We start from the raw sequence: 12,815 nt of genomic DNA on the forward strand, positions 1-12,815 counted from the left end.
CGCGAGTTTACGTGGGGATCAATCGACAGGCACTGCAGCCGTGCTCTAATCGGCCCAGTGCAACCGAATCGCATGCAACCAGCGGAGTTGGCCCAGGCCGCGATGACCGCTGCCCTGATGGGTGCGATCGCCGTGGTGTCCATCGTGCTGCCCGGCGCGGTGGTCTTCGCCTGGCTGGGCTCGGTGCCGATGGGAGTGCTCTGCTACCGACACCGGCTACGCGTGGCATTGGCGGCCTCCGTCGCCGCCGGCCTCATCAGCTTTCTGATCGCGGGCTTCGGCGGCCTGGTATCGGCCTTGACCTGCGTGTATATGGGTGCGATTGCCGGCCAGGTGAAACGCCGGAGTCGTGGCGCGGCAACGATGTTCGCGGTCGCGGCGGTGTGGGGCGTGGTGGTCTCCACCTTCTGTGTCGGTATCTTCGCGGCCCTCGCCGCGCTGCGCGAGGTGGTTCTGGGCGCCGTCGCAGCCAATGTCGGCGGGTTCGCGACGCTGCTGCAAGGAGTGCCGGTGCTCGGCGACGGCGCGGCGGGGCTGAACCGCGCCGTGCAGGGCTGGCTCGTGCACTGGCCGTGGTTCTTTGGCGTCTCGGTGTGGCTCATCGTGATCTTCGGCACCTCATTCGGATGGCGAGTGCTTACTCCGGTCCTGCGGCGGCTCGAGGAGGTTACCGATCTGTCGTCGGTCGGGATACTGCCCGCAGCGCACGATGACGCTCCCCCTGGTCCGTTGCCTGTGGTCCTGACCCAGGCCGCCTATCGATACCCGGGAGCCGACCGTGACGCGCTGGCTCCGGTGACCATGCGGGTCGACGTCGGTGAGCACATCGCGGTGACCGGCGCCAACGGCTCCGGCAAGTCGACCCTGATGCGCATCCTGGCGGGTGTCGCGCCCACCACCGGCACCGTCGAGCGCGCGACGGGAGTCGGACTGGGCCGGGTGGGTGGTACGGCCCTCGTGCTGCAGCATCCAGAAAGTCAGGTGCTGGGACTGCGCATCGCCGACGACATCGTCTGGGGATTGCCGCATGACCGGCAGATCGATACCGAAAGCCTGCTCGACGAAGTTGGTTTGGGCGGCATGGGCGATCGCGATACAGCGGGGCTCTCGGGCGGGGAGCTGCAGCGGCTTGCGGTGGCCTCGGCGCTCGCCCGCGAGCCCGCACTGCTGGTCGCCGATGAGGTAACCACCATGGTCGACCAAGATGGTCGCCAGACCCTGATCAGCGTCCTCGACGGGCTTACCGCACACCACCGCCTGGGGCTCGTGCACATCACGCACTATCCGGAAGAAGCGGCCGCCGCCGACCGCGTGGTGGCCCTTGGCGGGGGCGCCGCCGCCTTGCGCGGGCCCTGGCCGGATGTCTCCCCTGCCGAATCATCTGGCGGCGGAACGATTCTCGATGTACAGAACGTGTCCTTTGACTATGCCGCGGGCACCCCCTGGTCCACACCTGTACTGCGGGATGTCTCATTACGCATCAACTCCGGTGACGGCGTACTGCTCTGCGGCGGCAACGGTTCCGGCAAGTCCACACTCGCCTGGATCATGGCCGGCCTGCTGGAACCCTCGGCCGGCCAATGCCTACTCGACGGAAAGCCCACCGCTGCGCAGGTAGGTGCGGTCGCATTGTGCTTCCAGGCGGCGCGATTGCAGCTGCTGCGTGGCCATGCCGGTGCGGCGGTGGCCGCGTTGGCGGGATTCTCGGTTACCGATATCGCCAGCGTCCACCGGGCACTGGCCTCGGTCAGCCTGGACCCTGAGATCTCCGGCGTGCTGATCGACCGGCTCAGCGGAGGACAACTGCGGCGAGTTGCCCTGGCCGGGCTGCTCGCTCGCTCTCCGCGACTGCTGATTCTCGACGAACCCCTCGCAGGCCTGGATGCCGATGCGCAGTCCGATTTGATCGAGCTCCTGGCCGGCATCCGCACCCGCGGCCAGAGCGTCATCGTGATATCTCACGACACCGACAGCCTGTCCCCGCTCTGCCCGCGCACCATACGACTGGAGCGGGGCACGCTGGTGGTTACCGAATGAGTCAACGTCGTCCTTTGATGCTGATGCGCCCCGTCCCCGGTCCGTCACCCATCCATGCGCTCTGGGCCGGTACGAAACTCATTGCCGTGCTGGCCATATCGGTGCTGCTGACCATCACCCCGTCGTGGACCGCGATCGGGCTCATCGCCCTGCTCATCCTGGTCACCGCGGCGCTCGCCAGGATCTCCCCCAGGTGTGTTCCTTCCGTGCCGCGCTGGGTTTGGGCACTCGTCGTAGCGGGCAGCCTGTTCACGATCGTCAACGGCGGCGCCCCGGAACTTGCGCTCGGACCAGTCACCCTTGGGGTGGGCGGCTTCCTGGATTTTCTGCGCGTCACCTCGCTGGGACTGGTCCTGATCGGCCTCGGCGCGGTGGTCTCATGGACCACCCAAGTCGCCGATATCGCGCCCGCGGTGGCGCTCCTGTGCAGACCGCTGCGCATCCTGCGGCTACCCGTCGACGACTGGGCGGTCACCATATCCCTGGCGTTCCGAATGTTCCCGATGCTGTCCGAGGAATTCCGCCTGCTGGCCGCCGCCCGCCGTCTCCAGCCACCGCAGCCCGAGAAGCTCTCGCGCCGTGCCGAAGTCGTCGATCTGTGCACCGCAGCGATGGTCGTCTCACTGCGCCGCGCCACCGAGATGGGTGATGCGATCACCGCTCGCGGCGGCGCCGGTCGTATCTCCGCGCACCCGTCGCGGCCTGGATGGCGCGACATCCTTGCGGTGACAGTGCTCGCCGCGGTCTTCACGCTCACGCTTGTGCTGCGCTGAAATAGGACTCGAATTAGCTTATTTCACGCCACGCAGTCCTCCTCAGCCTGACGCCTCCGCAGTAGTGCCGATCGCCGTGAATGCGCCCATGGCTCACGTCGTATGGATCGGGACTGCGACTTCGTTGCGTCGAGCACATGGAAATGTCCACGGCGGGTCATAGAACCAGGCTTGAGGATCCCCCGCGGTCTGTATCTCTTTGTTGCGCAATATATTCAGCAGTTCATGGATACGTCTGTCGATCGTTGTGGCTGATCGGTCCCCACTGAATCGCAGTACGGCGAGTGTTTCGGCGGGCACCTCACTGAGCCGGATGCGGTTATCGCTGGGGGTGGGCAGACTCGCCATCGACCAGTTTGACGGCAGGTAGAACCGGATCACTGAACTACCTGTAGCGCTTGATAATTGGGCAACAGGGGCCGTCATCGCGATGGTCTGATTTTGTTGCTCTACTGGCGCGGTCATGGCAATTTTGGCCTGCCGGTGGTTCTTACCGAATATGTAGCCGGCCAGGCGGCGAAAGCCTTCGCTGCGGGCTTGGTTGTTATCAGCCCGGACCTCTGTCTCTGCTGCGATTCGGCGGCCATACTTTCTGATCTGCACCGCAGTGGTCAGCGGCTGCGTCTCGTACTGGGGCTCTTCAGTGCCCGCGCGAATCCCGATAGTGTTTCCTGCCGCCTTGAGCAGTTCGGCACCCAGAGCGGGCACCGTCGTGAAGACACTCATTTTCTCCTCATTCCGGTGTCCGTTACTTCTTGAAGTAGGGAAGGTGCAGCTTCTCGAGGGTGAATTGTGCGACGTCGATGTAGCCGATGCGGAAGTAGTTTGCGCATCCGGTGAGGTATTTCATGTAGCGCTCGTACACCTCGTTGTCCTGGATGGCGATGGCTTGGTCTTTGTGTTCCTCGAGTGCGGCTGCCCAGATGTCGAGGGTTTTGGCGTAGTGGAGCTGCAGTTGTTGGACTCGGGTGCAGGTGAAGTGGGCTTGTTCGGCGTGTTCGCGGACCATTTGGATGGATGGCAATCGGCCGCCGGGAAAGATGTCGGTGAGCATGAACTTGATGAAGCGTGCCAGCTCGAAGGTCAGCGGCAGTCCCTTGGCGGTTACCTCGTTGGGGAGCAGCCCGGTAATGGTGTGCAGCAGCATCACTCCGTCGTCGGGCAGGGCGTTGTAGGCGAACGCGAAGAAGTCGTTGTAGCGATCGAAACCAAAGTGTTCGAACGCGCCGATCGAGACGATCCGGTCGACGGTGCCGTCGAATTCTTCCCAGCCGTGCAGTTGGACGCTTTTGTGGCGGGTGCTCGGCGATTTGGCCAACAGTTCTTCGACGTGGGCTTTCTGGTTTTTGCTCAGGGTCAGGCCGATGACGTTGACGTCGTATTTTTCCAGGGCGCGGTTGATGGTGGCGCCCCATCCGCAGCCCACATCCAGCAGTGTCATGCCGGGTTCTAGCCCCAGCTTGCCTAGCGCCAGGTCGATCTTGGCCAGCTGGGCTTCCTGCAGGGTCATATCGTCGCGCTCAAAGTACGCGCAGCTATAGGTTTGGGTGGGATCGAGAAACAGCCGAAAGAAATCATCCGACAAGTCGTAATGCGCCTGCACATCATCGAAGTGCGGCCGCAGCCGCGGTGAGTCTGACATCTGAGCGGGACTACCTTCCGTAGGGTGCTGCGCTGCCCGCCGTGAGGGTGCACGGCTGGAACTCTGCTCTTCTATTCGGCGCCGAGAGCTATCTGGATGGGTCCGACTCGAAAAAAGCTGGGCACGTCGATATGAGGAAAATTCGGCCCCACACCAATCCAGGCGCCGCCCCACTCCGAATACTGGATGTGACCGCAACATCTGGCCGCAGTGAATCCCGAACTATTGCCGTTATCGGAAGCGGTGTGGCCGGGTTGACCGCAGCCCACGTGTTGTGCGCTGACGACCAGGTCACTTTGTACGAGGCAGATGGCCGTTTCGGAGGACACGCTCATACGCAGTTCGTCGACGATGGCCGTGGTGGCACGGTCGCGGTGGACACGGCGTTCTTGGTGCACAACGACCGGACCTACCCAACCCTGTGCCGGCTGTTCGATGAGCTCGGCGTCCACACGGCTCCAACGGACATGTCGATGTCGGTGCGTGATGACAGGGTTGGCCTGGAGTACGCCGGTGCGCGCGGTGCACGTGGTCTCTTTGCCTCGCTCGCCGCAGCACATCCTCGCTATCTCTGGATGCTGTTGGAGATCAAGCGTTTTCACCATAGTGCGCGCCGATTGCTCGCGGGTTCCGGGGAAGGTGATCAAACCCCGATCCTCGGGGAGTTTGTTCAGCAGCACGGTTTTTCGCAGTTCTTTATTGACTGCTTCTTGACGCCACTAGTCGCCGCTGTGTGGTCGTGCCCGCCCGGGCAGGCCATGGGTTACCCGGCGGCGTACTTGTTCAGGTTTCTTGACCATCACGGCATGCTCTCGGTGTTTGGATCTCCTCAGTGGCGGACCGTGCGGGGCGGCTCGGTTACCTACGTCGACGCTATTGTGAGCCGCCTGCACGAGGTGTTCACCAACACCATCGTCGTTCATGCGGCACGCACATCGGATGGTGTTGTTGTGACCGCCGACGGGCACCCGCCGAGGCTGTTCGATGCTGCCGTGATCGCGACACATTCCGATCAGGCGCTGCGCCTGCTGGCGCAGCCAACCGCTGCAGAGCGCGAGGTATTGGGATCTATTGGATACGTCGCTAATTCCGCGCAGCTGCACACCGATGAATCTCTGTTGCCTCGCCACGCAGGCGTCCGAGCGTCATGGAACTACCTGAGCCAGACCAGCGACCAGGGTGTGGTGGTCACGTATGACATCACCCGGCTGATGCGATTGACTGGGCCGCAAAGATTTTTGGTTACCTTGGGGGGATCGCATCTAGTCGATCCCTCGACAGTGCTCGCCGAAATGACCTATAGACACCCGATCTACACTTCGGAATCTGTTGCTGCTCAGCGTCTGCTGCCAAGCCTCAACGATGGCCGCATCGCGTTCGCGGGTGCCTACCACGGCTGGGGATTCCATGAGGACGGCGCGATCGCGGGTCTGCGGGCCGCCCAATCGTTAGGCCGGTCTTGGCTGCCCAGGACTGCCGACAGGCAAGGGGCGGCCGCGTGATGACTTCGGTACCGATGGTTCCGTGCCTGTACCGCACTCGTATCACCCATGTGCGGCGATCGCCGGTATCGCACCGTTTCACTTACCGCGGATACAGCTGGTACGTCGACATAGACAACCTGCCAAGGCTTCCTCGCGGCCTGGCGAGCCTGGCCAATTTCCAAGTGCGGGACCATCTCTGGGGGGATGCTGATGACACGCTGCGTCAGCGCGTTGACCGGTTCCTCGCCTCGCGCCAGATCGCCGGGAGCGGCGGGACTATCACGGCGTTGCTTCAGGCACGGGTGCTCGGGTACGTCTTCAACCCGTTGAGCCTGTACTGGTGCCACGATCGCGCGGGGAATCTTGTGCATGTGATCGCTGAGGTTCACAACACCTACGGCGGCCGTCACGCGTATCTTTTGCCGCCGACTGCTGATGCCGTACTGACCAAGCAGTTGTACGTGTCCCCGTTCAATGGTGTTGACGGCCGATACCGGGTACGCGCCGACCGTCCCGATGCCACGTTGAACATCAGTATCTGGCTGTATCGCGATGGCCAGTTGCCGTTCTTCGCCTCGATGCGCGGCACCCGGCGCCCCGCCTGGATCGGTGAATTGTTGCGGCTGCAGGCCATTACGCCATTGGCACCGCTGATGGGTGCGCTGGCAATCCGTGTCGAAGGCATCAGGCTGTGGCTGCGGGGCCTGCCGGTAACACAACGCAGGCTTTCAGCCGGAACGGACGGCGTGAAGTGAGTGGGCACCTCGATAGCACCGCAACTGATGTGGTGGCAACCGATCCGCACCGCTGGCCCGATATCGCGGTGGTGCCCTGCGGGCCACTGACGGCGGCGCGGGCGATCGTCGCCGACAAACTGCTGCGCCGCGCCGCTGCACGGCTGCCGGTGCGATTGCAGTATCCGGATGGCTCGGTCGTCGGGGCGGCCGATCGATCCCTGCCCACGATGAGAATCCGGCGGCCCACGGCGCTAGCACGCCGCCTGGGCCGGTTCGGCCTGATCGGTTTCGGTGAGGCATACATGGCCGGCGACTGGGACTGCGACGATCTGACAGGCTTCCTGACCCCCTGGGCTGCATCGGCGGGTGAGCTCATTACACCTGCCCTGCAACGCTTCCGGCGTGTGGCTGTGCCACGCAGTCCGCGGGCGCAGCGCAACGAGCCACGGCAAGCCCAGCGCAACGTTGCATACCACTACGACCTGTCGAATGACTTTTTCGCCCTCTTCCTGGATGAGACGCTGAGTTACTCGAGCGCCCTGTTCGATCACATCCCATCTTCCGCAACGGCATTGGCTGATGCTCAGCGCCGCAAGATAGACCGCCTCCTGGACCGCGCGAAGGTAGGCCCAGGCACCCGAGTGCTGGAAATCGGGACCGGCTGGGGACAACTGTGCGTGTCTGCGGCTGCCCGGGGTGCTCACGTGCGCTCGGTCACCTTGTCGATCGAACAACAGAAACTGGCCCGGCAGCGGGTGCAAGCTGCCGGGCTAGCCGATCGGGTTCAGATTGAGCTTCGCGACTATCGGGACCTGGACGGCCAATATGACGCCATCGTGTCGGTTGAGATGATCGAAGCCGTCGGATTCGATTTCTGGACAGCGTATTTCCAAACCATCGACCGCTTGCTTATACCGGGTGGACGGTTGGCTCTGCAGACGATCACCATGCCCCACGACCGGATGCTGGCCAGCCGCAACACCCTCACCTGGATACAGAAGTACATTTTTCCCGGCGGGTTGCTTCCCTCCATGCCAGCCATCGCCGAGATCACCACCCAGACAACGCAGCTGCGGACCGTCGATACGGTGTCTCTGGGTCCCCATTACGCCGAAACACTGCGACTGTGGCGCCAGCAGTTCACCGCGCGACGCGACGCCGTCTTGATGTTGGGTTTCGACGAGGTGTTCTGCCGCATGTGGCAGTTGTATTTGGCCTATTCGGAAGCTGGTTTCCGTTCCGGCTATCTCGATGTCCAGCAGTGGATTTTGCAGCGAGGTCGAGAATGAACTTCTTGATCATCATGGCGTCCTCGCTCGGGGCCGTCATTGCCGTGCATTGCGTGGCTTTTGCGATCGGCCACCGCATCGGCCGCTACAACGTGGTCGACGTGGCGTGGGGGCTGGGATTTGTGGCCGTCGCGGCGGTGTGCGCTGCACTTGGCACCGGCGACTGGCGGCGGCGGGTGCTGCTGCTGATTCTTATCGGGATCTGGGGAGCACGGTTGTCCTGGCACATGGCCGTCAAATCGGCCGGTAGAGGTGAAGACCCGCGTTATCGGGACCTGCTTGGTGGGAACTTCTCGGTGCCGCATGTGCTGCGCAAGATCTTCGGCATCCAAGCCGCCGCGACGTGGCTGGTGTCGATACCCGTGCAGCGGTCGGCTGTGGAAGGACCCACCCCCGAGCTGCTGCACCCTGTGCTGGCCGCCGGCGTAACTCTCTGGCTCGTCGGGCTGCTTTTCGAGGGTGTAGGCGATTATCAGCTGCGCCGTTTCAAACAGGACCCGGCCAACAAGAACACGATCATGGACCAAGGTCTGTGGGCCTGGACCCGTCACCCGAACTACTTCGGCGATGCCTGCTTGTGGTGGGGACTGTGGCTGATCACCATCACAGGATGGCAATCCCTGGCGACGGTGCCTTACCCGGTGCTGATGACATATTTTCTTGTCTCCGCCACCGGGGGCCGGCGCACTGAGAGGGTGATGGCTGGGCGGCCCGGATTCGATGACTATCAGCGCCGGGTTTCCTTTTTCCTTCCACTCCCCCCGAAGCGGGGATAGTTATGAGGATTCTTCAGGATCCGTTTAGGCTCACGGGCGTGACCGGCGACCTGGATGCTTTGTTGCGCAGTGTCGCCGACGGCGATACCGGTGCATTTGGTGCACTCTACGATCGCACCCGCGCGCAAGTTTTCGGACTAGTTGTGCGCGTATTGCGGGATCCCGGGTACAGCGAGGAGACGACACAAGAGATCTATCTTCAGATCTGGCGTTCGGCTCAAAGCTACGACCCCACAGCCGGTTCGCCCCTGGCTTGGATCATGACCCTGGCCCATCGTCGTGCCGTCGATCGCGTGCGTTCGGAGCAATCCGCGGCGGAGCGCGAGTCACGCTACGGTGCCGCCAACATCGAACGAGCCTCAGATCAGGTGGCTGAATCGGTGATCCTGGATGACGAGCAGCGGCAAGTCACCGAATGCTTACAAACGCTTACCGATAACCAAAGGCAGTGTCTGCACTTGGCCTACTACGAGGGCCTGACCTACAACCAGGTTTCACAACGGCTTACCGCAAACCTGGCAACCATCAAATCTCGGATGCGCGACGCAATCAAAGCGCTGCGCCGATGCCTGGGGACGCCATGACCGAACCTGACGACCTCATCACTGTCGCGACCCCCTATGCACTGCACGCGCTGCACGATGATGAACGAGACCAGGTCGATCAATGGCTGGCCGCTGCCGCACCCGAAGAGAGCTTCCCCTTCATCCAGGAAGTCCGTGCCGCCCGCGAAACAATGGCGGCTGTAGCAGCGAGTACCGCGATCGAACCGCCTGCCAGGCTCCGCCCTCGGCTGCTTAAGATCGTGGCCAAAGACGCCCGAAGATCAACCGGGACAATGAATGTCAATCGCTGGAGAGCCCCTCTGGTCGCGGTCGCAGCGGCCACTGCGATCGGGCTGGCCGCCGCCGGCCTCGGCGGCATCCTGCGGCCCCAGCCGCCAAATGCGCAGCAGATTTTTGCCGCAACTGACGTCCGGACCGTAACAGGCAACATCCCCACGGGCGGTACCGCGACTGTCGTCTACTCGCGGGAGAAGAACACGGCGGTGCTGGTTATGAATAACGTCGCGCCCCCGGAACCGGGGACCGTCTACCAAATGTGGCTGATCAGTGACCGCGGCCCGCAGTCAGCCGGAACAATGGACACTCATGCCGTCGCACCGTCGACCACCGCTGTGATACCTCACCTCAATGACTCCACTGCGCTCGCATTCACCCTCGAAAAGGGCACGGGCTCAACCGCACCCACTGGCCCCGTCATCGCACAACTACCGCTGATCCAATAGCGAACCGTTGCGCGGCTAGTTGTTCAGCTGCCACACCGAGAAGTTCAGGACTGCCGCGAATGTGGTCCAGGCCACGTATGGGAGCAGCAGGGCTGCGGCCCAACGGTTTCGCTGCCAAAACAACAGAACAGTCGCAGCGATGAAGCCCCAGAGCACGAGGATCTCAATGAATGCCAGACCCCGCCAGCCCAGACCAAAAAATAGTGGTGTCCATGCCATGTTCAAAACGAGCTGGATGCCATAAACAATCAGTGGCGTGCGGTTGTCCTCCGGCGAGCCTGACCGCCACACCAGCCAGGCCGATACGGCCATCAACGCATACAGCGCTGTCCACATAGGACCGAATAGCCAGGCAGGCGGGGCCCACGCGGGCTGTTGCAGCCGCCCGTAGGAATCTGCAGCGTTGATCGAAGCAGCCGTGCCGATCGCGGCGACCACCGTTACCGCCACACCGGACACAGTGAGCCCAGCTAACTCCCTGGGCCATCTACGCGAAATCCCTTGAGTCATAGAGAGAGCGTACTGGCCGCGCATCAATCAAGTGTCCTGGGTTTAGGTCCGTCCCTCGTCGAAGTGGAGACAACGCCACTCAGCCTCGAAGCAGACCGATCACTCCGAGCATGAGCATGAGCAGACCGAGCACGGCGACAATGGCCGCGATATCGATCCGTCGACGTGACCGGACCCAGGCATGAAGCGCGGACAACATCGTGTAGGTCCTATCGGGCATAGCCGCGTAGCTCACCAGCGGCAGTGCCACCATCGAGAAGGCCACCACGTTGAAGAACAGCAATGCCGCGGTCTGGATTGACTGCGTGGCACCCGAGGAATGAATGAGCGCGATTACCGCGAGAAAGTCCGCTGATGGCAAGGCAATTCCCAGTCCGCTCACCCCCGCCACCCACAGCGAGTTGTTCTTCAGGAAGCCACGCACCCGCGTCGACATCTTCCCGACAAGGGCGGGTGCCGGCGCGGGAGTCCTCCGGGCTCGGTGGGTGGCTGCCAGCACCGCCGCAACCACCAGCGCGAGCAGACCCAGCGCGAGTTGTATGTGCGGACCGGAGATGTTCGTCTCCCCTGCCGGTGACACCCGGAGGAGAAACAACAGCGTCAGCCCCAAACTCAGCCCCATGGCGAAGGCACCACACAGGAAGACGAACAGTTGCAGCAGCGGCCGCGGCCTGTTCAACATCAGGACCGTCAGGCCCAGCCGGGTGGGCTCGACGCTCACCCCAAGCGCCATCAAGAGAACAACGGTCCACATGACGACCCCTCTGACAGTGAATTCGATTCGCCCGGTGGCGGTCTACCTCTCAGTTGCCATCAAGCCCGGACGACGGACCGTGCGGACACGGCCTCATGCTGCCCGGCGAAACGAGCGAACACGGACTTCAGGAGCGCGACATAGCGGGTGATGGACTCATGCGCGATCGGGTTGTCCGGGTACGCAATGGTCAGTGCCGTCTCGGTGGGGAATCGCGAGATGAAGATCGTCAGCTGGTAAACCGACTTGCTCTCGGCATAGAGACCGATGGGGTTGGTGACCAGCAGCGGGTTGGTGAACAACTGGGACAGCGGCGGCGCACCACCATCGAAGAAATTGATCATCGGATGGTATGGCCGGGGCCAGTTCAGCTGGGGCGCCAACTCCAGGACGCGGTAGAACGGGACATTCACCAGTTGCCTGCCCCGGTCGAAAGACTCCTGTGCGGCCCGGGCCGCAACCCCGAAAGACCCGTCGACCGGGACGGTTATCGGGACCAGACCCGTGAACCAGCCGGTGGTGAACATGTCCGCTTCGTCACGGGCATCACTGGGGGTGATGCCGTAATACGTATCCGCACCGGTCAATTCACGCTCGACAAAACCGATGGCCGCCATCACTCCACCGATGAAGCGTGCACCCGATTCCAGGCAGGTGGACTCGAATTGCAGTGCCTGTTGCTCATCCAACAATTGTTCGGTCACTATCGCTGTCCCGCACGGCACGGAATGATCGCCCATTGGCAGTGGGAAGTCCGGGAGGCTGCCACGGTTGTTCTCGGCGAACTGGACCCAGTCGCGGACAGGCAGCGAATCCGGAGTCAGACTGGAGAGGAAGTCGTGCTGCCGGATGCAGTAATCGCCATAGCTGCCTGCAGGCGGGAGATCGATGGGGGCGCCGCCCTGGACAAGCGCGTTGTACCCCATGAGGATCTCCATGATCAGCAACCGCGCGAAGGTCGCATCCAGATGGAGATGGTCGACGCTGAAGTAGAAGGTGAAATGACCAGCGCTCTGGACGATCCCGAAGCGAAAGCAGTCCCACTGGAACGGGTTCGGCGTCCCCGAGACCACCAAATCCCGCACCTCTGCCGACGTCATCTCGCCCAGCCTTACCGGAGCAAACTGGACGTCTGCCGGATCGGCGATCGTACGGCGGACAATGTTCTGCTCATGGTCGAGCGAGAACCAGCTGCGATACGTGTCATGCCGGCGAAGATGGGCGTTGATCACGTGGCCCATGGCACGCTTGTCACACCGGCCCGGCATATCCAATGTAAAGACAAGCACCCGCGAGAAGTCGAGGCCCTTAGCGGCTTGCCGAACATAGTTGCGCAGATGCTGCACCTGCATGAAGCTCGGCGGCACGTCACTCACCGGTGCTTCGAGAGCCTTTGCGTACGACGACGGCGAGGGCTGCCAAGACATGACCGAGCCGGGAGCAGGCTCCCACTTGTCGGTCAGAGACACTGTGACTGGTCCACTACGCATTGTTTCCCCTTCTCTGCCTTGATAATTGCGGTTGC

13 protein-coding genes are annotated in these 12,815 nt (G+C 62.7%); 8 read left to right on the top strand and 5 right to left on the bottom strand.

Annotated features, from left to right (window positions below; all coding sequences use genetic code 11):
• The first annotated feature begins 72 nt into the window (after positions 1-72).
• Positions 73-2,037: an ATP-binding cassette domain-containing protein gene (locus tag MLB1_RS01705; protein ID WP_180748017.1), complete on the top strand. Its 1,965-nt coding sequence runs from the start codon at positions 73-75 to the stop codon at positions 2,035-2,037.
• Positions 2,034-2,810 (top strand): energy-coupling factor transporter transmembrane protein EcfT, encoded by a 777-nt coding sequence (locus MLB1_RS01710; protein WP_180748018.1) that lies wholly within the window; start codon positions 2,034-2,036, stop codon positions 2,808-2,810. The genes MLB1_RS01705 and MLB1_RS01710 overlap by 4 nt, the downstream gene beginning before the upstream one ends.
• A gap of 93 nt (positions 2,811-2,903) precedes the next feature.
• Here the strand turns inward: MLB1_RS01710 and MLB1_RS01715 are convergent, their stop codons facing one another.
• Positions 2,904-3,536 (bottom strand): heme-binding protein, encoded by a 633-nt coding sequence (locus MLB1_RS01715; RefSeq protein ID WP_180748019.1) that lies wholly within the window; start codon positions 3,534-3,536, stop codon positions 2,904-2,906.
• A gap of 22 nt (positions 3,537-3,558) precedes the next feature.
• On the bottom strand, positions 3,559-4,452 hold the full coding sequence (locus tag MLB1_RS01720) for a cyclopropane mycolic acid synthase family methyltransferase (protein WP_180748020.1): 894 nt from the start codon (positions 4,450-4,452) through the stop codon (positions 3,559-3,561).
• 188 nt (positions 4,453-4,640) lie between these two features.
• Between MLB1_RS01720 and MLB1_RS01725 the strand changes: the two genes are divergently transcribed.
• The 6 genes from MLB1_RS01725 to MLB1_RS01750 are packed head-to-tail and all read left to right on the top strand — an operon-like array spanning position 4,641 to position 10,026.
• A complete protein-coding gene (locus tag MLB1_RS01725) occupies positions 4,641-5,954 on the top strand; it encodes an FAD-dependent oxidoreductase (RefSeq protein WP_180748021.1) in 1,314 nt (437 codons plus the stop codon).
• Positions 5,954-6,691: a DUF1365 family protein gene (locus tag MLB1_RS01730; RefSeq protein WP_255485564.1), complete on the top strand. Its 738-nt coding sequence runs from the start codon at positions 5,954-5,956 to the stop codon at positions 6,689-6,691. Before MLB1_RS01725 ends, MLB1_RS01730 begins: the two co-directional genes overlap by 1 nt.
• Positions 6,688-7,962: a class I SAM-dependent methyltransferase gene (locus tag MLB1_RS01735; RefSeq protein WP_180748022.1), complete on the top strand. Its 1,275-nt coding sequence runs from the start codon at positions 6,688-6,690 to the stop codon at positions 7,960-7,962. The genes MLB1_RS01730 and MLB1_RS01735 overlap by 4 nt, the downstream gene beginning before the upstream one ends.
• Positions 7,959-8,738 carry a DUF1295 domain-containing protein gene (locus MLB1_RS01740; RefSeq protein WP_180748023.1) on the top strand — a complete coding sequence of 260 codons (780 nt, stop codon included), beginning with the start codon at positions 7,959-7,961 and terminating at the stop codon, positions 8,736-8,738. The genes MLB1_RS01735 and MLB1_RS01740 overlap by 4 nt, the downstream gene beginning before the upstream one ends.
• A gap of 2 nt (positions 8,739-8,740) precedes the next feature.
• Positions 8,741-9,322, top strand: coding sequence for a sigma-70 family RNA polymerase sigma factor (locus MLB1_RS01745; RefSeq protein ID WP_180748024.1), 582 nt, complete (start codon positions 8,741-8,743; stop codon positions 9,320-9,322).
• A complete protein-coding gene (locus MLB1_RS01750) occupies positions 9,319-10,026 on the top strand; it encodes an anti-sigma factor (protein ID WP_180748025.1) in 708 nt (235 codons plus the stop codon). Before MLB1_RS01745 ends, MLB1_RS01750 begins: the two co-directional genes overlap by 4 nt.
• 15 nt (positions 10,027-10,041) lie before the next feature.
• Here MLB1_RS01750 and MLB1_RS01755 read toward each other — a convergent pair whose 3' ends face one another.
• The 3 genes from MLB1_RS01755 to MLB1_RS01765 all read right to left on the bottom strand — a co-directional run bounded on the left by MLB1_RS01755 (position 10,042) and on the right by MLB1_RS01765 (position 12,780).
• Positions 10,042-10,536: a TspO/MBR family protein gene (locus MLB1_RS01755; protein ID WP_180748026.1), complete on the bottom strand. Its 495-nt coding sequence runs from the start codon at positions 10,534-10,536 to the stop codon at positions 10,042-10,044.
• 79 nt (positions 10,537-10,615) lie between these two features.
• The gene (locus MLB1_RS01760) at positions 10,616-11,290 is read right to left on the bottom strand and encodes a GAP family protein (protein WP_180748027.1); all 675 of its coding nucleotides are present in this window, start codon (positions 11,288-11,290) and stop codon (positions 10,616-10,618) included.
• Between the two features lie 59 nt (positions 11,291-11,349).
• Entirely contained in the window at positions 11,350-12,780 is a 1,431-nt protein-coding gene (locus MLB1_RS01765; protein ID WP_180748028.1) for a condensation domain-containing protein, read from the bottom strand.
• Positions 12,781-12,815: the final 35 nt, after the last annotated feature.

It is taken from the genome of Mycobacteroides sp. LB1 (genome assembly GCF_013449725.1).
Taxonomy (GTDB): domain Bacteria; phylum Actinomycetota; class Actinomycetes; order Mycobacteriales; family Mycobacteriaceae; genus Mycobacterium.